General features: G+C 75.5%; 16 protein-coding genes. 7 read left to right on the forward strand and 9 right to left on the reverse strand.

The features are described 5' to 3' along the window. Positions 1-456: 456 nt before the first annotated feature. A complete protein-coding gene (locus AC067J_RS12815; RefSeq protein ID WP_478298425.1) occupies positions 457-1164 on the forward strand; it encodes a suppressor of fused domain protein in 708 nt (235 codons plus the stop codon). A 78-nt stretch (positions 1165-1242) separates the two neighbouring features. Here AC067J_RS12815 and AC067J_RS12820 read toward each other — a convergent pair whose 3' ends face one another. The 5 genes from AC067J_RS12820 to AC067J_RS12840 all read right to left on the reverse strand — a co-directional run bounded on the left by AC067J_RS12820 (position 1243) and on the right by AC067J_RS12840 (position 6749). Beyond that, the gene (locus AC067J_RS12820) at positions 1243-2103 is read right to left on the reverse strand and encodes a PHP domain-containing protein (protein WP_478298427.1); all 861 of its coding nucleotides are present in this window, start codon (positions 2101-2103) and stop codon (positions 1243-1245) included. Positions 2104-2181: 78 nt separating this feature from the next. After that, positions 2182-2820, reverse strand: coding sequence for a DUF6758 family protein (locus AC067J_RS12825; RefSeq protein ID WP_478298429.1), 639 nt, complete (start codon positions 2818-2820; stop codon positions 2182-2184). Between the two features lie 334 nt (positions 2821-3154). Beyond that, on the reverse strand, positions 3155-3301 hold the full coding sequence (locus tag AC067J_RS12830; RefSeq protein WP_478298431.1) for a hypothetical protein: 147 nt from the start codon (positions 3299-3301) through the stop codon (positions 3155-3157). A 384-nt stretch (positions 3302-3685) separates the two neighbouring features. Then, positions 3686-4609 carry an alpha/beta fold hydrolase gene (locus AC067J_RS12835; RefSeq protein WP_478298433.1) on the reverse strand — a complete coding sequence of 308 codons (924 nt, stop codon included), beginning with the start codon at positions 4607-4609 and terminating at the stop codon, positions 3686-3688. 202 nt (positions 4610-4811) lie between these two features. Further along, positions 4812-6749 carry a DEAD/DEAH box helicase gene (locus AC067J_RS12840; RefSeq protein WP_478298946.1) on the reverse strand — a complete coding sequence of 646 codons (1938 nt, stop codon included), beginning with the start codon at positions 6747-6749 and terminating at the stop codon, positions 4812-4814. Positions 6750-7298: 549 nt separating this feature from the next. On the opposite strand from AC067J_RS12840, the gene AC067J_RS12845 reads away from it, so the two are divergent. After that, complete coding sequence (locus AC067J_RS12845; RefSeq protein ID WP_478298435.1) at positions 7299-8027, forward strand: ferritin-like fold-containing protein; 729 nt, start codon at positions 7299-7301, stop codon at positions 8025-8027. A 69-nt stretch (positions 8028-8096) separates the two neighbouring features. Here the strand turns inward: AC067J_RS12845 and AC067J_RS12850 are convergent, their stop codons facing one another. The 3 genes from AC067J_RS12850 to AC067J_RS12860 all read right to left on the reverse strand — a co-directional run bounded on the left by AC067J_RS12850 (position 8097) and on the right by AC067J_RS12860 (position 9567). After that, entirely contained in the window at positions 8097-8414 is a 318-nt protein-coding gene (locus tag AC067J_RS12850; protein WP_478298437.1) for a hypothetical protein, read from the reverse strand. Positions 8415-8544: 130 nt separating this feature from the next. Beyond that, positions 8545-8772 carry a DUF3107 domain-containing protein gene (locus tag AC067J_RS12855; RefSeq protein ID WP_478298439.1) on the reverse strand — a complete coding sequence of 76 codons (228 nt, stop codon included), beginning with the start codon at positions 8770-8772 and terminating at the stop codon, positions 8545-8547. Between the two features lie 132 nt (positions 8773-8904). Continuing rightward, a complete protein-coding gene (locus AC067J_RS12860) occupies positions 8905-9567 on the reverse strand; it encodes a TetR/AcrR family transcriptional regulator (protein WP_478298441.1) in 663 nt (220 codons plus the stop codon). Positions 9568-9800: 233 nt separating this feature from the next. Between AC067J_RS12860 and AC067J_RS12865 the strand changes: the two genes are divergently transcribed. The 5 genes from AC067J_RS12865 to moeZ all read left to right on the forward strand — a co-directional run bounded on the left by AC067J_RS12865 (position 9801) and on the right by moeZ (position 16766). After that, a complete protein-coding gene (locus AC067J_RS12865; RefSeq protein WP_478298443.1) occupies positions 9801-10733 on the forward strand; it encodes an alpha/beta fold hydrolase in 933 nt (310 codons plus the stop codon). A 373-nt stretch (positions 10734-11106) separates the two neighbouring features. Then, on the forward strand, positions 11107-12870 hold the full coding sequence (locus AC067J_RS12870; RefSeq protein WP_478298445.1) for a DUF3492 domain-containing protein: 1764 nt from the start codon (positions 11107-11109) through the stop codon (positions 12868-12870). A gap of 11 nt (positions 12871-12881) precedes the next feature. Beyond that, positions 12882-14117 (forward strand): hypothetical protein, encoded by a 1236-nt coding sequence (locus AC067J_RS12875; RefSeq protein ID WP_478298447.1) that lies wholly within the window; start codon positions 12882-12884, stop codon positions 14115-14117. A 182-nt stretch (positions 14118-14299) separates the two neighbouring features. Further along, on the forward strand, positions 14300-15301 hold the full coding sequence (locus AC067J_RS12880) for an NAD-dependent epimerase/dehydratase family protein (RefSeq protein ID WP_478298449.1): 1002 nt from the start codon (positions 14300-14302) through the stop codon (positions 15299-15301). A 286-nt stretch (positions 15302-15587) separates the two neighbouring features. Next, positions 15588-16766: an adenylyltransferase/sulfurtransferase MoeZ gene (gene moeZ, locus AC067J_RS12885; protein WP_327680444.1), complete on the forward strand. Its 1179-nt coding sequence runs from the start codon at positions 15588-15590 to the stop codon at positions 16764-16766. A 70-nt stretch (positions 16767-16836) separates the two neighbouring features. On the opposite strand, the gene AC067J_RS12890 is transcribed toward moeZ, so the two are convergent. Further along, a complete protein-coding gene (locus AC067J_RS12890) occupies positions 16837-19686 on the reverse strand; it encodes a flippase-like domain-containing protein (protein ID WP_478298451.1) in 2850 nt (949 codons plus the stop codon). Positions 19687-19820 lie beyond the last annotated feature (134 nt).

Here is a 19820-nt window from a genome sequence, read left to right on the forward strand (position 1 = left end):
GGCAGGAGCCGCCGCACGGCGGCGCGGTGACGGGTGGCCGTGGTGCGACGGCAGAGGAACACCGATGGAATCCGGCGCCTGCGGTCGGTCCTCGGCCTTGCTGGGGCACGCGAGACGGAACGACCGGACGTCGGTGAGGGTGCTCTCCCGGCCGGACCGGAAACCGCCGTGCCGTCGGTGCGGGGCGACTGGTCCAGCTGCTGCCGAGGTTTCTCAGGCCCGCTGTTTCAGCCCGCGTGGCGAGGGGTACGGGGAAGGCGTCCGGGCCGGGTAGAGCTGCCGGTACTGCATGGTCGGCTGGTATCCACCGCAACCACCTCCTTCGCGCCGCTGCCCCGGAGGAAAGGATCCCCGGTAGCCAGTCGCTCACACTAACATCTGACCGGCCCTCGCCGCTCCGGTGTTCGCATGGCGGCCGTGCCTACGGCGCGGGGCGCCCGGGTTACGCTCACCGGCATGGCGCACGACTTCCCGCTCTTCGGCGATCCCTCCCCGGCCTCCGGTGACCCGTCCCCGGCCTCCGGCGGTGGCTCCCCGGCCTCCGGCGGTGCCTCTCCGGCCCCCGGCGGCACCGGCCTCTCCCGCGAGGAGGTGCTGGCGGCCGTCGAGGCCCGGCTGCTCACCAGCTTCGGCGAGCCGAGCGGCCGCGCCGCCGTCACCTTCCTGGGCGCCGACCGGATCGAGGTGCTGCGCTTCGGCCCCGACCCCGAGGGCATGGTCCGCTACGCCACGCTCGGGATGGCCGCCGCACCGATGGCCGATCCGACCGCCATGGTCGCCGACCAGGTCCGCGGCCCGCGCGCCGAACTGGTTCTGACGGTCCGTGGCGGGCGCGACAGCGTGCTCCGCACGCTGGCCACCTTCGCCGCGACGCCGCAGGTCGAGGGGCTGGTGGTGGCCCCCGGCGGCTCGCTGGACCTCGGCTCCCCGCTCTGGGACGGCGCGCCGTTCACCTCGGTGCTGGCCGCCGAACCCGGCGGTCTGGTCGAGGACCTGGAGCTGGACGAGCCCGCCGACCCGGTCCGCTTCCTGCCGCTGCTGCCGATGACCCCCAACGAGGCCGGCTGGAAGCGGGTGCACGGCGCGACGGCGCTGCAGGAGCGCTGGCTCCAGCACGGCACCGACCTGCGCGACCCGGACCGCCGGGGCGTCCCGCTGGACTGAGGCCCCGTCATGGGGCGTGCGGGGGCGGCCGCACCACGTCGGCCGCCCCCGCACACCGGCGCGAGGGGCGCCGGGTGCTCAGCCGCCGATGGGCTTCGCGCCGGTCGCCTGGTCCACCAGCGCCTCGTAGGCGGCGGGATCGGTGGTGTGCGCTCCGAGCCGGACCGTCTTGCGGGCGCCGTGGTAGTCGCTGGACCCGGTGGTCAGCAGCCCCAACTCGGCCGCCAGTCCGCGCAGCCGGTCCCGGGCCGGCTCGTCGTGGTCGATGTGGTCGACCTCCAGCCCGGCCAGCCCGGCGGCCGCGAGGTCGGCGATGACCTGGTCGGAGACGGTCCGCCCGCGCTTCACCGCCCCCGGGTGGGCGAACACCGGCACCCCGCCGGCCGCCCGGACCAGCCGGACCGCCGTCACCGGGTCGGTCTCGTGCTTGGGGACGTCCGCCCGCCCGCCGTTGGCCAGCCAGTCCGCGGTGAACGCGTCCGAGACCTCCGCCACCATGCCCGCCTCGACCAGTGCGCTGGCGATGTGCGGCCGGCCCACCGAGCCGCTTCCCGCGATCCGCTGCACCTGCTCCCAGCTGATGTCCGCGCCCAGCTCGCGGCAGCGCTCGACGATCGCCCGGCCGCGCCGGAACCGGTCGGTGCGCACCAGTTCGCGCTCGGCCGCGAAGTCCGGCTCGGCGGGGTCGAACAGGTAGGCCAGCAGGTGCATCGAGATGTCGTCCACCCGGCAGGAGAGCTCGGCACCGGGGACGAGCGTCAGCCGGGTGCCGGCGGGCAGCGCGTGCACCGCCTCGGCCGCCTCGGTGTGGCCCGCCACCGTGTCGTGGTCGGTCAGTGCCACGACGTCCAGTCCGGCCGCGACCGCCGCCGCGACCAGTTCGGCCGGGCTGTCCGTGCCGTCGGAGGCGTTGCTGTGGGCGTGCAGGTCGATGCGCACGGGCGGTGCTCCCTGGGTCGTCGGCTGAGTGCGGCCCAGGATAGTGCGCCCGGGTGTCGGGCCACAGGCCGTCCGGCGTCAGCCGAGCAGCCGGGGGGAGACCGCCCCGCAGGGCAGCAGGTCCAGCTCCGCACCGGCCTCCCTGAGGTCGGTCAGCACCAGCTCGTCGTACATCACCAGCGCCGACTGCTCCGGCCAGGCCACCGCCCAGAGCCAGAGGCCGCGGGCCTCGCCGACGAAGACCGCGCGGTCGGCCGGTGCGTCCGGGACGTGGAACATCGGGGTGGGCCGCCCGGCGGCAAGCAGCTTGGCGTCCGCCGGCTTGTAGAGGGAGACCGACTCGCCCGGGTCCGGCCCGGGGAGCCCGGCGTAGCGGGCGCCGAGGCCTACGCCCAGCTCCTCGGCGACCAGCACCAGTTCGCCGAACCCGCCGAGCGGCGCCGGCCCGGCGCAGGCGACGGCGGTGGCGCGGGCCCCCGAGACGTCGTCACCGACGTGCGCGATGCCGGTGTACAGCCAGCCGACCGGGAGCGGCCAGGGGAGCCAGACGGGGACCTGGGACCGGGCGACGGCGACGCCGAGCGCCTCCACGCTCGGGGGCAGCACCGGTTGCATCGGATGCACGGCGCCGTGCCGGTCGCACTGCCAGGTGTCTGAGAACAGACCGGGGGCGCGGACCCGACCGGCGCACCTCGGGCAGCTTGGCTCGCCCCTCATAGCCGACAACGCTCCTCCCTCCGGACCGCCGCGTCAAGGACGATCACCCGTACGGAGGGCGGTCCGGCGGCACCTGTCGGTGGCGGACGCCCGTCCGGCGCGGGGTGGGCGCGGTGCGGGCGGATCCCGTTGGGGAATTGTCCAGCGCGGGGCGGCGGCAAACGTCCGCGGCGCGGGCCGGTGTGCGGCACCGGTCGGTCCCGGACGCACTGACGCCCCGTCCTCGCTGGTGCGGTGACGGGGCGTCAGTGCGGTATCGGAACGTCCGGGTCGGACGGTCCCGGCTCGTCGGCGGCGGGTGAGGGCTCTCTGCCGGAGACGCCGCGGAGGCCGGTCAGACGGCCGGGCACGGACGGATGAGCAGGCGTTCGCCGGTGCGGGCGGCGGCCTGGACGAGCTCGCGGACGGTCTCGGCGTCGGCGATCAGGCGGTCGGTGGCGGTGCCGTGGATGTCGTCCAGTCGGAGGATCTCGAAGCGCATGGGCGTCTCCTTTCCTGGCCCCGTCGGGCGGGGCGCGCGTGGCTGAGTCGGTATCAGCCCTTTCGGGGTCTGTCGGGTCGAACGGTCGACCGACCGTTGCGGCAAAGAGGGCTCCCCCCTGCTTGCCAAGGGCGTCCGGTCCCTCGCGAACCACTCTGCGGTGGCGCTGCTACCGGGCCGTTGCCCGTCCGTGAAGTCCTGGTTTCGGATGATGCGCGTCGATGGCACGCCGACGTCACTGTCGACGATGCTTCCAGGACCAAATCAAATATTACCGCAACTAACGAATTTTGTCGCCATGCCTTTTACCAGGGCCCCCGGAGAGGCCCTACGGCGGGGCCCCGGTCGGCGCTGCCGGCGGGGTGTCGGGAGGAGCGGAGGCGGTCAGGCCCAGAAGGAGGCCAGGGCGGCGGCGGTGGCGGCCGGCTGCTCGGCGTTGGGGGAGTGGCCGGCGTCCTCGACCACCACCCGGAGCGCGCCCAGCCGGGCGGCCATCGCGGTCTGCTCCGGCACCGGCCACGCGTAGTCCCGCACCCCGGAGAGGACCAGGGCGGGCAGCCCGGCGGCCACCACCGCGGCGAGTTCGTCCGCCCGGTCCGGCGCGGCGACCAGGTGGCCGCCGGTGGTGATCAGCGACTGCGGCACGTTGGCCAGCCAGCGGCGGTGCAGGAACGCGGCCACCTCGGGGGCGGGGCGGCGGGCGCGGTCGCCGCTGCCCTCCTCCATCTGCCGCATCACCTGCCAGATCTCCTCCAGGGACATCGTCGGCAGCACGTCGACCAGCAGCTTGGTCCGCTCCGCCTCGCCGGGGTCGATCGGGCCCGGCCCGGTGGACATCAGCGTCAGCGTCGCCCACGGCGGCGGAACGGCGGTCCCGGCGAGGGCCGCCGCCCCGGCCGAGGAGGCCAGGACGGCCTCCCGGACCACCTGGCCGCCGAAGGAGTGGCCGAGCAGGTGCAGCCGTCCGGCTCCGCCGTCGGCCGCGCGGGCCTCGGCCAGCAGCGCGTCGGTGAGGGCCCGCACGTCGGCGCCCAGCGCGGCCACCGCGTAGGCGGCGGGGTCGTCCGGGCCGCCGGTCTCGTACTGCCCGCGCTGGTCGACCGCCGTCACCCGGTAGCCCGCCGCCGCCAGCGGCTCCAGCAGCGCGATGAAGTCCTCCTTGCTGCCGGTGAACCCGGGCACCAGCAGCGCGGACCCGCGCACCGCCCCCGCCGGCTCCGCCCGCAGCGCGGCGAACCCGCCGCGTGCCGTCGCCACCCGCAGTGCACGTGCGCAGGGCGGGAGGGTGAGGAACGGCGGCGTGCTCATGGACGGGACCTCCTGGGGACCTGGGCGGCGGGGCCGCACCGGGGCGGACGGCTCCGAGCCTAGGGTCTGCCGTTGGTCTGTCGGTCCGTCGGTCCGTCGGTCCGCTGAGCCGTCGAGCCGTCGTCCGCCCGGTGGTGCCGGGTGTGCCGATGCCGAAGGGGGCGGCCGGAAGGTTCCGGCCGCCCCCTTCGGACAGGGCGGGTCAGCTCTCCGGGGTCGCCTCGGGGGCGGCCGCCGGGCGGCGGGTGCGGGTGCGCCGACGCGGGGCCGGAGCCTCGCCGGCGGCCTCGCCAGCGGCCTCGGGGGCGGCCTCGGGGGCGGCCTCGGCGGCCTCCGCCGGGGCGGTCTCGGCGGGCGCCGCGACCTTCTTGGCCCGGGTGCGGGTGCGCTTCGGCTTCTCCTCGGCGACCGGCTCGGCGGCCGGAGCCGCGACGGCGGCCTCGGCGACGGCGGCCGGAGCCTCCGCCACGGCGGCGGTGGCGTCCTCGCCGGACGCCGCACCGCGCGAGCGGCGACGGCGGCGGCGCGGGGCCGCGGAATCGCCCTCGGCGCCCTCGACGGCCGGGGTCCCCGGCACGGTGGCCTCGGCGACGGCGGCGTCGGTGGCGGTGCCCTCGACGGCCTCGTCGACCGCGCTGCCGCGGCGGGTGCGGCGGCGCTCGCGGGTCTTGCGGGCCGGCTTCTCCTCGGTGGCGACGGTCTCGGCGGGGCCGGACCGGCCGGGGCCGCCCGCCCGTCCGCCGCGGCCCCGGGCGGCACCGGCCGAGCGCGAACCGCGCCCGCCGGTCTCGCCGAGGTCCTCGACCTCCTCCGCGCCGAGCCCGGCCCGGGTCCGCTCCGAGCGCGGCAGCACACCGGTGGTGCCCTTGGCGATCTTCAGCAGCTCGAACAGGTGCGGCGAGGTGGAGTAGGTCTCCTCCGGCTCGTTGAACTTCAGGTCGAGCGCCTTGTTGATCAGCTGCCAGCGCGGGATGTCGTCCCAGTCGACCAGCGTGACGGCGGTGCCCGAGGCGCCGGCCCGGCCGGTGCGGCCGATCCGGTGCAGGTAGGTCTTCTCGTCCTCGGGGCACTGGTAGTTGATCACGTGCGTGACGCCCTCGACGTCGATGCCGCGGGCCGCGACGTCGGTGCAGACCAGCACGTCGACCTTGCCGTTGCGGAACGCCCGCAGGGCCTGCTCGCGGGCGCCCTGGCCGAGGTCGCCGTGGACGGCGCCGGCCGCGAAGCCGCGCTGGGTCAGCTGGTCGGCGACGTCGGCGGCGGTCCGCTTGGTCCGGCAGAAGATCATCGCCAGCCCGCGGCCGTCGGCCTGCAGGATGCGCGAGACCATCTCGACCTTGTCGAGCGAGTGCGCACGGAAGATGTGCTGCTCGGTGTTGGCGACGGTGCTGCCGGTGTCGTCCGGAGCGGTGGCCCGGATGTGGGTCGGCTGGCTCATGTACCGGCGGGCGAGGCTGATGACCTGGCCCGGCATGGTGGCCGAGAACAGCAGGGTCTGCCGCTTGGCCGGCAGCATGGTGATGATCTTCTCGACGTCCGGCAGGAAGCCGAGGTCGAGCATCTCGTCGGCCTCGTCCAGGACCAGCGCGCGGACCTTGGAGAGGTTCAGCTTCTTCTGGCCGGCCAGGTCGAGCAGGCGGCCCGGGGTGCCGACGACGATGTCGACGCCCTTCTTCAGCGCCTCGACCTGCGGCTCGTAGGCCCGGCCGCCGTAGACGGCGAGCACGCGGACGTCGCGGACCTTGCCGGCGGTCTGCAGGTCGTTGGTGACCTGGGTGCAGAGCTCGCGGGTCGGGACGACGATCAGTGCCTGCGGCGCGTCGGTGAGCTGGTCCTCGTCGGCGCGGCCGGCGTCGATGTCGGCCCGCACGACGACGCGCTCGATCAGCGGCAGGCCGAAGCCGAGCGTCTTGCCGGTGCCGGTCTTGGCCTGGCCGATGACGTCGTGGCCGGTCAGCGCGACCGGCAGGGTCATCTCCTGGATGGGGAAGGGGTGGACGATGCCGACGGACTCGAGGGCCTCGGCGGTCTCCGGGAGGATCCCCAGGTCCCGGAAGGTGGTCTTTGCGGGTTCAGCGGTGGTGGACAGGGTGCTGCCTCTTCCGTGTGGAGGGGCCGAGAGCGAGCGGCGGGCGGGCAGCCGCGCGGCTGTGCAGGGCCTGTTCGGCCCCGGATACAGCTGCGCGGACGCACAACCGCGCCGGTCCCTGCGGCCGGCCGGTGCGCGCGGCCCAGTGGGGCGCGTCGCCGGCGGCGTCGGGGAGGATTCCCGTGAGGGACCTGCGCGGGACCTGCGCCGGGATGGCGCGGTCTCGGCGGCCCTCGCTCGGCCACTGATGCGGTGCCAAGGCTTGAAGTCCAAGCCCTGGTCGGAGCCGATCGGCTCTCCGACCGGGCATCCGCGTACGTTGAGGTCCCGGCTTCCGGTACGGACACGTCCTGACGGACGGTGCCGCTTCGGAGCGGGCTTGCCCGGCACACCGAGACGGCGGTGACACCGTGCGAGCACGACGGGCCTCCGTACCACCATACAGTCACCCGACGACTCGAACACGTGACGCGGACGACATCGCAGGTCGGAGCGGTCCGACCCGGCCGCCCGCGGGGCCCCGCCGGGGCCGGGCGGAGCGGATGGGCCGGGCGTGTGCGGGGAGCGACCCGGGACGGATCGGGACTAAGGTGGCGGGTCATGGAGAACCGTGGTGAGACGCAGGACGTGGCGGACGGCTCGATCGGGGACTGGGCGAGCTGCTCGGCCGACCCCGGCTACCGGGCGGCCGTGCTGGACCTGCTCGGCGCCCTCGCGTACGGCGAGCTGAGCGCCTTCGAGCGGCTCGCCGAGGACGCCAAGCTGGCGCCCGACCTGGCCGACAAGGCGGCGCTGGCCCGGATGGCCTCCGCCGAGTTCCAGCACTACCAGCGGCTGCACGACCGGCTGGCCGAGGTCGGCGCGGACCCGCAGGAGGCGATGCGGCCCTTCGTCGAGCCGCTGGAGCTGTTCCACCGGATGACCGCGCCCTCGGACTGGCTGGAGGGCCTGGTCAAGGCGTACGTCGGCGACGCGATCGCGACCGACTTCTACCGCGAGGTGGCCGTCCGGCTGGACGACGACACCCGTGACCTGGTCCTCGGCGTCATGTCGGACACCGGCCACGCCCAGTTCGCCGTCGACAAGGTCCGCCAGGCCATCGAGGCCGACCCGCGGGCCGGCGGCCGGCTGGCGCTCTGGGGCCGCCGGCTGATGGGCGAGGCGCTCAGCCAGGCCCAGCGGGTGGTCGCCGAGCGGGACGCGCTCTCCAACCTGCTGGTCGGCGGCGTCAGCGTGCAGGGCTTCGACCTGGTCGAGGTCGGCAAGATGTTCAACCGGATCACCGAGGCGCACACCCGGCGGATGGCCGCGCTCGGCCTCGCCTCCTAGCCGGTCGGGCCGCGGCCTCCCCGGGGCCCCGGCCTTCTCCGGACCCCGGCCTCCCCGGGGCCGGGCGGCTCAGGCGTGCCGGTGCCGCCGGTGGGAGCCCGTCCGGTGCGGGCGGTGCCGGTGGGCCGGCTGCCGGCCGGCGGCGAGGTCGGGCCGCGCCAGTACCGAGGTGAGCAGGGCCGAGGCGACCGCCGAGACCGCGATGCCGGCCGCCGGGTACTCGCCGTCCAGCGTGAAGTGCGCGATCACCCCGGCCAGCAGCGCGGAGACCAGCGCCGTCCCCATCGTCAGCCCCCACCCGGAGGGGAAGTACGCGGGCAGCGACAGCAGCGCGGTGGCGCCGACGAACAGGCCGACGAGGACGAAGGCGAGCGTCTCGACCAGCAAGGGTGCCTCCCCGGGGCGCGAGTGTGCGGCCACGCGGCCGGCCGCACTCTCGCCGTACCCCGCTCCCCCCGGCCGTACACGCGACGGTGCCCCGCCCCCTCGGCGAGGGGACGGGGCACCGCAGGACAGCTCAGAGCGTGCCGAAACCGACCTTGCGGGCGGCCTGCTCGCCGATCTCCACGTACGCCAGGCGCTCGGCCGGGACGATGACGCGGCGGCCGTGCTCGTCGGTCAGCGTGAAGAGCTTCGAGGTGCCCTCCAGCGCCTTGGCGACCGCACTCTCGACCTCATCGGCAGTCTGCGAGCTCTCGATGACGATCTCGCGCGGCGCGTTCTGCACGCCGATCTTGACCTCCACGGCTTCCGTCCCTCCGGGGTTGCAGCCATCCACGCGCGGGCACCGGACCGCCTGGGACAAGCGTTCGCGGCGACCGCGCCGTACGGCTTCACCATAGAGCACCGGATCGGTGCCGAGGCGAAGGTCCGGTGATCACCGCCCGGGGGCGGGGGCCTCCGGGGAATCGAGGTTCGGGTGCATCGGGAAGCCCTTCAGGCCGCGCCACGCCAGGCTGGCGACCAGCCGGACCGCCTCGTCGCGCGGGATCTCCAGTCCCTGGGAGAGCCAGTACCGCGCGGTGATCTGGGCCAGGCCGCAGACCCCGGCCGCGAGCAGCTTGGACTCCGACTCCGGGAGGTCGGTGTCCTCCTGGATGACCTTGCTGACCAGCGTCGCGCTGGCCTCCGCGGCCCGCTCGACGCGCTCGCGCACGGCCGGCTCGTTGGTCAGGTCGGACTCGAAGACCAGCCGGAAGGCACCGGACTCGCTGGAGACGTAGTTGAAGTACGCCTCCATCGTCGCGGCCACCCGCAGCTTGTTGTCGGTGGTCGTCTCCAGCGCCTCGCGGGTCGAATCGACCAGGGCGTCGCAGTGCTTGTCCAGCAGCGCCAGGTAGAGGTCCAGCTTCCCGGGGAAGTGCTGGTAGAGCACCGGCTTGCTCACCCCGGCGCGGTCGGCGATGTCGTCCATGGCGGCCGCGTGGTAACCCTGCGCGACGAACACCTCCTGGGCGGCACCGAGCAGTTGTTCACGGCGGGCGCTTCGCGGCAGGCGGGCACCGCGCGGGCGCTCCTGCGCCTCCTGGATGGCCGTCACGGCGCTCCTCATTTCACGGGTCGTACGGGGTTGGCAAGATGACCGATTCTACTTTCGGGTAACCGCCTTCGCGCTTGGCAGGCGTGAGAAAAGCGGCCAGCCCCCTTGTCAGGAGCCCACAATACGGCGCTGACCACGGCCACCGGCAGTGGTGTGACAAGGGCAGGGACGACCATTCCGGGCGCGGCCCGTGCGCAGGACGCGGCGGCACCGGCTCACTACCATCGTCCACCATGAGCAGCGCTGAGCAGCAGGTACGACCGGAGACGGCCGCCCCGGCGCCGTCGCGCACCGTGGAGGTCCCCGGCGCTGTCGTGGCGGTGCACCGGCTCGACCCCGCCCCGGCCGCGCCCGACGGCCGGGCGCCGGCGCTCTTCGTGCACGGCCTCGGCGGCTCGGCCGCCAACTGGACGGCGCTCCTGGGCCGGCTCACCGACCTGGTCGACGGCGAGGCCGTGGACCTCCCCGGCTTCGGTGACTCCGCCCCGCCCCGGGACGGCGACCTCTCCCTCTCCGGGCACGTCCGCGCGGTCATCGGCTACCTGGAGGCGTCCGGCCGCGGCCCGGTCCACCTCTTCGGCAACTCGCTCGGCGGCGCCGTCACCGTCCGGCTCGCCGCCCTGCGCCCGGACCTCGTCCGCAGCCTCACCCTGATCTCGCCGGCCCTGCCCGAACTCCCGCCGCAGCGCACCGCCTGGCCGACCGGGCTGCTCGCGGTGCCCGGCGTCCCCGGGCTGCTGCGCCGGCTGCGGGCCGACGGGCGCGGTCCCGAGGAGGCCGCCGGTGACGTGCTGCGGCTGGTCTACGGGGACCCGGACGCCCTGTCCCCGGCCGTCCGGGCGGAGGCGGTGGCCGAGTACCGGCGGCGGCAGGAGCTGCCGTACGCGGTGCCGGCGCTGGTCGGGTCGGTGCGCGGGATCGTCTCCGCCTACACCGAGCGCGGCGACCAGGCGCTCTGGCGGCAGGCCGCGCAGGTGAAGGCGCCGGTGCTGCTCGTGTACGGGCTGCGCGACAAGCTGGTCTCGTACCGCTCGGCGCGCCGGGCCTGCACGGCCTTCGCGGACTCCCGGCTGCTGGTCCTGCCGGACTCCGGGCACGTCTCGATGATGGAGCACCCCGGCGAGGTGGCCCGGGCGGTGCGGGAGCTGCTGGCGCGGGCCGGCTGACCCGGGCACGGGTCGTGTGGGGCACGACGGATACCCCTTGATCGGACGCCGTTAACGCCCTGATCGGGAAGTGGTCACTCCGGTTCACTCGTTCAGGTGGCAACCAGGCATGTGACCGATGGATTGCCGTAGGCCGGTCCTACCTTTCTGCTGTCGGACCGAACAGGTGTGGGGGGACGCGGCCGCCGGAGAACCCGGAGGGCGGCCGCCGAGGGATACCGGCGGCCGGGGGACGGCCGCCGGTCCGGGCCGCGATGCCCCCGGCGGGCCGGCTCCTCCGCCCCGGGCCGCCCCCGCGTCGGACGCGGGGGCGGCCGGGCGCCGATCGAGCCGCTCAGCAATCCGTCGATCCGCTCTGCTCTGGAGGTCTCCCGTGCGCGTTGCCCTGCTCACCGAGGGTGTGCGTCCACATGCCCGGCGTGGCGCCGACGGCTGGTGCGACCGGCTGGTGGACGGCCTGCGCGAGCACGACTTCGAGTGGTACGTGCTGGGCGGGGACGCCGGACCGGGCACCGGCGACGGAGACCCGGACGGCCGGCGGTCCGCGGTGCACGGGTTCGCCCTCCGGGGCCGGCGCCCGGCCGACCGCGCGCCCGGCGCCCTGCGCGGACGCCAGTACGCCCGGGCGTACGAACAGCTCGTCGGGGCGCTGCTGCGGCCGGGCGAGCGGCCCGCCTTCGGCACCGCCCTGTACCGGCTGGCCGGACTCGCCCGCGAGGACGGCGGGCTGCCGGCCTTCCTGGTCTCCGCCCAGGCCCGGCGCACCCTGGAGCGGGTCTGGCGCTCGCCCGGCGCCGACACCTCCGCCGGGCAGCCGCTGGTCCGCGACGTCCTGGTCGGTGCGGACCTGCTCGAACAGTGCCTGCGGCCGCTCTCCGCCCCCTGGTACGGCAGCGGGCCCGGCGGGCTCGGCGCCGCCGACCTCTGCCACGTGGTCGGCGGCGGGCCCGCCGCCCTGCCCGCGCTGGTCGCCAAGCAGCTGCACGGGGTGCCGTTCGTGGTCACCGAGCACGGCCTGCACCTGCGCGAGCAGTACCTCGGCTACCGGGAGACGCCGTACCTCCGGCCGGTCCGGGCGCTGCTGCTCGCCTTCTTCCGGGCGCTCACCGAGGAGACCTACCGGCAGGCCGCCGTCCTGACCCCCGGCAGCGCCCACGACCAGCAGTGGCAGCAGCGCTGCGGGGCCGATCCGGCGCGCATCCGCGTCGTGTACGAGGGCACCCCGGCGGTGGACCGGCCCGCCGCGGGCCCGGAGCCGCAGGCCCCGACCCTGGTCTGGGCCGGGGCCCTGGAGCCGGGGCGGGACCCGGAACCGGCGCTGCACGCCTTCGCCCTGGTCCGGGCCGAACTGCCGCAGGCGCGGCTGGTCCTCCACGGCGAGGAAGCCGCCCCCGGCTACCGGGCGCACTGTGCGGCGGTCGCCGAACGGCTCGGGGTGGCCGGGGCGGTCCGGTTCGCCGGCCGCCCCCGGTCCACGGCCCTGGCCTGGGCGGAGGGCTCCGTGGTCCTCTTCTCCGCGCTCTCCCGGCGCGGCCCCCGGCTGCTGGCCGACGCGATGCTCAGCGGGCGGGCCGTGGTGGCGACCGACGTCGGCGTGACCCGGGAGGTGGTCGGGCCGACCGGGCTGCTCGTCCCGCCGCGTGACCCGCGGGCGCTGGCCGGTGCCTGCCTGGCCCTGCTGCGGGACGAGGAGCGCCGGGCCCGGCTCGGTCTGGCCGGCCGCCTGCGGGCGCAGGAACGCTTCGCCGTCGAGCCGGTGACCGGGGCCTTCCGGGAGATCTACCTGGAGCTGGTCTCGCAGTGGCCGGCCTACCCGGCCGCCGCCGGGGCGGCCGGCGCACCGGGCGGTCCCCGGCCGCGTCCGTTCGCCCGGCCCGCCGAGTACTGGCTCACCGAGCGGGGGCGCGGCGCGGAGGCGGGCGGCGGTGCCGCGGGCAGCGGTGCGGCCGCCGGGGCGGGGGCTGAGGGGCCCGGAGCAGTCGGGGCAGGGGCGGTCGGGGCAGGGGCAGCCGGGTCGGGAGCTTCCGGGCCGGGGTCCGCCGTCGGGCCGCGGGCCGAGGAGGCGGGGGCGGGTGCGGGCGCCGAGGGTGCGGACGGGGCGTCCGACCGGTCCGCCGCGCTCGCGGAGGCGGTCTGATGGCGGGCGGTGTGGACGCTGCCGCAGGGGTGGCCGGGGGAGCCCGCCCGCCGGGCGCGGCCGGTGCGGGCGGCGTCCCCGGGGCCACCGGGCTTCCGGGGCTCTCCGGGGACCCGGTCCGGGAGGTGATGGCGGAGCACCGGGAGCTGTGCGAGCGGGCCGTCGACCCGCTGGAGATCGCCGCGGGTCTGGAGGAGGCCGGGCTCGGCCCGGCGGCGGCCGCCCGGTGCCGGCACGCCGACCTGTTCTCGCTCGCCGAGGAGCTGTACGCCCGGGTGCCGCGCCGCCCGGGCGGGGCGGTGGCGGCGGTGCCCGGCGAGAGCTGGCAGCGGCGCTGCGGCGTGGCGCTCCGCACGGCGGTGCTGGCCGCGCTCCCGTGCGCGGCGGCCGCCGGGCTCGGCGCCGGGCGGCCCGTCCTGCTGGCGGCGGCCGTACCGCTGGCGCTCGTCCCGGCCGCGTCCGGCGCGTCTGGCGCGTCCGGTCCGGCCGGTCCGGACGGGTGGCCGGCGGTGCTCCGGCCCGTGCGGCCCGGTCCGGCCGGTCCGGGCGGACCCGTGGACCACGAGTGCCCGGCAGGCGGGCCCGAGGAGGAGTTGGGGCCGGTCCCGGGCGGCACGCGCCGGGCGGCGGCCCCGGGCGGGTGGCGGCGGTGGTGGTGGCCGGGGGTCCAGGGGGCCGGGGTGGCCGGGCTGCTGCTGGGCCCGCTGGCGGTGGCGGCCGGCGGACCGGAGGACCGGCGGGTGACGGCGGCCCTGGTGCTGGCGGCGGCGCTGTCGGCCGGGTCGGCGGAGTGGGCCGCCCGCTGGTTCCGGCACGTCGGCCGGGGCCACCTGGGGACGGCGGCGACGCTGGCCGAGTTCCGGGCCCGGATGCGGCCGGTACTTCCGGTGGCGGTGGCGCTGCACTTGGCGGTGCTGGCCGTGCTGACCTTCGCCGCGCTCGCCGTGCTGACCGCCGTCGCGCCGCGCCCGGGGCCGGGGCACGGCGGCGGCCTGCTGCACCTGGCGGTGGAGCGCGCCGGCCCGGGGCAGTGGGCGGCGCAGGGGCTGCTGGGCCTGCTGCTGGTGCTGCCCGCGCTGCTGGCGCGCTGCGGCCGGCCCGCGGCCGCCGCGTTCGGCGCGCTGGCCGGGGCGGCGGCGCCGGCGGTGCCGCCGCCGGTGGCCGGTCCGCTGGGCGGCGGTGCCGTCGCGCTGGCCCTGCTGGCGTACGCGTGGCCGGTGCTCGGCCGTCCCGATGCGCACCGCTGACCGCCGGGCCGGGCCGGGCGGGCGGTCGCCGTGCGCATCGGTCCGCCCTCCGGCTGTCGGTCCGCGCCGCCCGCCGGGGCGACCGTTCGTTCCGCTCGTTGCCCCGTTCCGTTTCGATCTCCCGTTGTTCACTCGGACCCGCCAGGCCGTACCCGGTCTGGCTTCGTGGAAGGACGCCCCCGATGAGGGTGCTGCTGCTGGGCGCCGACGGCTTCATCGGCCGTCGGGTCACCGACCGTCTGCTCGTGGACCCGGAGTTGCAGGTGACGGTGCTCGGCCGGCGTGACTCCGCCGACATCCGCTTCGACCTGACCACCGGCAGCCCGGGCGCGCTGGCCCGGTTCCTGGACGCGGTCGCGCCACAGGTGGTGATCAACTGCGCGGGTGCCACCTACGGCAGCTCGCGCACGCTGATCCGGGCCAACACGCTGGCCGTGGCCACCGTCTGCGAGGCGATCCGGCGCAGCCGGGAGCCGGCCCGGCTGGTGCACGTCGGCTCGGCGGCCGAGTACGGGCCGGTGCCGGGCGGGGTGCCGGTGTCGGAGGGCGCCGAGCCGCGCCCGGTCGGTCCGTACGGGGTGTCGAAGCTGGCCGGGACGGAGCTGGTGCTGGCCTCCGGGCTGGACGCGGCGGTGCTGCGGGTGTTCGACGTGGTCGGGCCGGGGGCGCCGACCGCCTCGCTGTTCGGGCGGCTGGCCGAGGGGCTGCGGCGGGCGCTGGAGCGGGAGGAGTCCCAGGTGCGGATGCCGGACCTGTCCGGGTACCGGGATTTCGTGGACGTCCGGGACGTCGCGCGGGCGATCCAGGCGGCGGCGGTGTCGGCGGCCACGGGGGTGATCAACATCGGCAGCGGGCACGCCGTCCGGGCCCGGGAGGCGGCCCAGCTGCTGGTCCGGGCGTCCGGCTTCGAGGGGTCGATCGTGGAGGAGAACCGGCAGGTCCTGCTGCCCGCGCAGACCGGCGGGCAGGCGGACCACCTGCCCGGGCACGTGGTCGGGCACCACCTGCCGGGCCACCGTCCGGCGGAGCCGCGGCAGGCCGAGGGGAGGGGGCCGGCGGGCGAGCCGGTGCCGTGGCGGCAGGCGGACGTGCGGACGGCGCGGGACCGTCTCGGCTGGCGGACACAGGTGCCGCTGGAGGAGTCCCTGGGCGACGTCTGGCTGGAGACGGCCTGCCGGGTCTGACCCGCGTCCGCCCCGCGGGGCGGCCCGCCGCCGGCCCGTCCGGGAGGTGCCAACGGCCCGCCGCCGTCGGCGTGTCGCCTCCCGGGCGGACCGGGTTTCCCGGCGTCCCGGCGGTGCGGTCCGTGGTCCCACCATCCGACGCCGGGCGTCTCGCCCATCGGACGGGCTGTCTCGGAATACCGGACCGGCATGACACTGTTGGCGTAGCAGAGCCACCTCGGTGGCGGAGCAACAAGCCACAAGAGGTTGGCCCTGGCCACCTGAACTGACGACTTTCGGAGTCCCCGTGTCGCTGCCACCCCTGGTCGAGCCGGCCGACGAGATCACCGTTGACGAGGTCCGCAGGTACTCCCGCCACCTGATCATCCCCGACGTGGGCATGGCCGGGCAGAAGCGGCTGAAGAACGCCAAGGTGCTGTGCGTCGGCGCCGGCGGCCTGGGCTCGCCCGCCCTGATGTACCTGGCGGCGGCCGGCGTCGGCACGCTCGGCATCGTCGAGTTCGACGTGGTCGACGAGTCGAACCTGCAGCGTCAGATCATCCACGGCCAGTCGGACATCGGCCGCTCCAAGGGCGAGTCGGCACGGGACTCCGTCAAGGAGATCAACCCCTACGTCGACGTGATCCTCCACGAGGAGCGCCTCGACAACTCCAACGTCCTGGAGATCTTCTCCGGCTACGACCTGATCGTGGACGGCACCGACAACTTCGCCACCCGCTACCTGGTGAACGACGCCGCGGTGCTGCTCGGCAAGCCGTACGTGTGGGGTTCGATCTACCGCTTCGACGGCCAGGCGAGCGTGTTCTGGGCCGAGCACGGCCCCTGCTACCGCTGCCTCTACCCGGAGGCCCCGCCGCCGGGCATGGTCCCGTCCTGCGCCGAGGGCGGCGTGCTGGGCGTGCTCTGCGCGTCGATCGGCTCGATCCAGGTCACCGAGGCGATCAAGCTGCTGGCCGGGGTCGGCGACCCGCTGGTCGGCCGGCTGATGATCTACGACGCCCTGGAGATGAACTACCGCCAGGTGAAGGTCCGCAAGGACCCGAACTGCGCGGTCTGCGGCGAGAACCCGACCGTCACCGAGCTGATCGACTACGAGGCCTTCTGCGGCGTCGTGTCGGAGGAGGCCCAGGAGGCCGCCGCCGGTTCGACGATCACCTCGAAGCAGCTCAAGCAGTGGCAGGACGACCAGGAGGACATCTACCTGATCGACGTCCGCGAGCCCGGCGAGTACGAGATCGTCAGCATCCCCGGTGCCGTGCTGATCCCGAAGAACGAGTTCCTGATGGGCAACGCGCTGGAGCAGCTGCCGCAGGACCGGAAGATCGTGCTGCACTGCAAGTCGGGCGTCCGCTCGGCCGAGGTGCTGGCCGTGGTGAAGTCGGCCGGCTTCGCCAACGCCGTCCACCTGGGCGGCGGCGTGCTGGGCTGGGTGAACCAGATCGAGCCGCACAAGCCGGTGTACTGACCGGACCGGTGGAAGGGCCCGCTCCGGCGGGCCCTTTCGCGTACCCGGTGCCGCACGCGCCCCGCTCCGGCTACAGCGCTCCCTTGCGCTGGAGCACGTTGTAGGAGATCCAGCCGGGCAGCACCGGCAGCCAGAAGGTGAGCGCCCGGTAGAGGAAGACCGCCGGGGTGGCGACGGTGGGCGGCACGTCGGCGACGGTGAGCGCACCGATCAGCGCGACCTCGACCGGGCCGATGCCGCCGGGGGTGGGGATCGCGGAGCCGGCCGCGTTGGCGGTCAGGAAGACCACCGCGACCGCGGAGAACGAGATCGACCCGCCGAAGGCCTGCACCGAGGCGTCCAGGCAGGCGGTGAAGGAGAGCGTCAGCAGCAGGATGCCGCCGAAGCCGGTGACCAGCTTGCTCGGCGTCTGCATCAGGTCGAGCATCCGGGGCACCACGCCGAAGAACAGCGAGCGCAGCCGGTTCAGCACGAACCGCCGCAGCGGGGCGACCGCCGCGACCACCAGGGCCAGCACGGCGGCGGTCAGCACGCCGATGATCACCGCGCGGGACGCGGAGAGGTCCCCGTTGGTCTGGCTGCCGGTGATCAGGCCGAAGCTGAACAGCAGCAGCAGGTGCCCGGTCAGGCCCGCCAGCTGGGAGGCGCCGACCGAGGCGACCGCCTGGCCGGAGCGGATGCCCGCCTTCTGCAGGTAGCGGGTGTTCAGCGCGATGCCGCCGATCGCGGCGGGCGCGACCAGCTTGACGAAGGACCCGGCGAGCTGGGCGGCCACCGTGCGGCGGAACGGCAGCTTCTCGGGGACGAAACCGGTCAGGCTCATCGACGCGGCGATGTAGGAGAAGGCGGCCGCGGCGAGGGCCACCGCCGCCCAGGCCCAGTCCATCTGGGAGAGCTTGAGCTGGGCCGGCTTGATGGTGGTCAGCGCGAGGTAGGCGGCGAAGGTGAGCGCGATCACCATGATCAGGCTCTTCGGCTTGAGCCGCTCCAGCTTGGCCGGCTCCATCGGCGCCTCGGGGGCGATCTGCAGGATCTGGCCGCGGATCCGGCTGAGCAGGTCCTCGCCGGCCAGCGCGATGTCCTCCTCGGCCTGCTGCTGGGTGCGCTCCCCGGCGGCGACCTGCTCCAGCGCCCTGGCCTGGGCGGCGGCCTTCCGCTCCTTGCTGAGCCGCTTGAGGTCGACGCGGGTGGAGCGGCTCATCCCGACCGGCTGGAGCAGCGGCAGCGCCTGGGCGACCCGGTCGGCGCCGAGCACCGCGTTGGCCGTGGCGACCGTCCGCTCGGGCCCGATCCGCAGGGCGAAGGTGGTGAGCAACTGGGCGACGTCGATGCGCAGCGTCAGGTCGGTGGCGGCGATGTCCCCGCCGGAGAGGTTGACCAGGCAGGCCGTCTTCCCGTCGGTCACCAGCAGCGACTCGCCGGTGAGCCGCCGGTGGGCGATCCGGCGCTCGTGCAGGGCGGCGACCGACTCCCACAGTGAGGCCATCACCTGGTCGGTGATCTCTTCGTCGGCGAGGTCGTCCAGGGTGCGGCCCTCGACGTTCTCGTAGACCAGGATCGCGGCGTCCGGGCCCAGCTCGGAGGTGGCGACCAGCTGCGGGGCGCGGGCGCCCGAGGCGGCGGCCGCGTAGGCGATCAGCGCCTCCTGCTCCAGTGCCTGGCGCAGTGACTGGGGGCTGCGCCGGACGGCCACCGAGCGCAGCCGCAGCCGCCGCCAGGCCCGGTAGAAGAAGCCGGAGGCCTGCTGTTCGCGGTCGACGATGTGGACGTCCAGCGGCGGGCCGCTCTGCTGGGCGACGAGGTAGCGGCGGGTGCCGCCGGGGGCGTCCGGCGCGCGGTGGGCGCTGGCCGGGGTGAAGCCGACCTTGCGCAGGCCGATCATCAGGTGCTGGCCGGTGGGCCGGATGTTCGGCGAGCCGATCGCGTACAGGGTGCCGTAGGCGACGGACCAGCCGATCAGCACGGTGAGCAGCAGGGAGAGCGGGGTGGTGTAGCCGCCGAGCAGCTCGGTGATCCCGCTGAAGATCACCACCACCCAGAGGGCGACCCGCCAGCGCGGGCGGCTCGACATGCCGACCGCCGTCATGTAGGCGATCACCGGGGCGAGGTAGCCGTGCACCGGGTCGGTCAGGGTGCCGTTGGAGTCCAGCGGGAGGCGGGTGAGGGCGTCCCGGATGTGGTCGGAGGCGCCCTCGGCGACCCACCAGTCGATGCCCAGGGAGACGCCGTAGGCGAGCACCGAGGCGAGGACGCCGTCGGCGACCCGCAGGCCGTCGCGCTTGATCAGCCGTTCGACCGCGAAGGCGAGCGGCACGGCCAGGACGGCGACGCTGGAGACCAGGCCGGTGATGGTGGCGAGGACCGGGGAGAAGCGGGGCGCGTTGGACGCGATGTCCAGTTCGATGCCGGTGGTGGTCGAGGTCGCGACGCCGGCCAGCACGAAGACCGCGATCAGGCCGAGCACGCCGGCCAGGAAGCGGATCAGGTCGGAGGGGCGGTGCGCGCGGGCGGCGAGCAGCGGCTCGTCGACGTCCAGGTGCGGTGCGTCGTCCAGCGGGTCGTAGCCGTCCGGGTCGGGCCGCTCCGGGTCGGGTCGACCCGGGGCGTGGCCGTTCAGCACGGGGCCGTCCGTCGCGTGGCCGTTCGTCCCGTGGCTGTTCGGTGCGGGCTCGTCCGGCGCGGGCCCGTCCGGGCCGGTCGCGGTGGGCGGCTCGGCGGCGGGTGCGGGCGGCTGGGCCGGGAGGGTGGCGGGCGCCCCCGTCCCGGGGCCGGTCGGCTGAGGGGTCTTGATCGTCCGGTCCTTGATCAGGGAGACTTCCGGCGACGGCTCGGTGACGGGCACACCGCCGGGACCTGCGGGCACGGCGCCGGAGGACTCGTCGGAGCCCTCGTCCACACCCACGTCAGCCGTCCCGGTCATCTGGTCTTGTCCTCGTATCACCACTCACCGCCCCGAAGATGGTGGCATGCCGCGGCGCCCCGCGCTGGACAGGGGCCGGATCGGGCGCGGCGGATCGTTCGCACAGGCCCCCGCGTCCGGCCGGATGCGGAAGA

It is taken from the genome of Kitasatospora sp. NPDC042419 (genome assembly GCF_056437345.1).

Coding starts and splice junctions, on each gene's coding strand:
- AC067J_RS12815 (WP_478298425.1), top strand. CDS start 457: ATGGCGCACGACTTCCCGCTCTTCGGCGATCCCTCCCCGGCCTCCGGT.
- AC067J_RS12825 (WP_478298429.1), bottom strand. CDS start 2,820: ATGAGGGGCGAGCCAAGCTGCCCGAGGTGCGCCGGTCGGGTCCGCGCC.
- AC067J_RS12830 (WP_478298431.1), bottom strand. CDS start 3,301: ATGCGCTTCGAGATCCTCCGACTGGACGACATCCACGGCACCGCCACC.
- AC067J_RS12835 (WP_478298433.1), bottom strand. CDS start 4,609: ATGAGCACGCCGCCGTTCCTCACCCTCCCGCCCTGCGCACGTGCACTG.
- AC067J_RS12845 (WP_478298435.1), top strand. CDS start 7,299: ATGGAGAACCGTGGTGAGACGCAGGACGTGGCGGACGGCTCGATCGGG.
- AC067J_RS12865 (WP_478298443.1), top strand. CDS start 9,801: ATGAGCAGCGCTGAGCAGCAGGTACGACCGGAGACGGCCGCCCCGGCG.
- AC067J_RS12880 (WP_478298449.1), top strand. CDS start 14,300: ATGAGGGTGCTGCTGCTGGGCGCCGACGGCTTCATCGGCCGTCGGGTC.
- AC067J_RS12890 (WP_478298451.1), bottom strand. CDS start 19,686: ATGACCGGGACGGCTGACGTGGGTGTGGACGAGGGCTCCGACGAGTCC.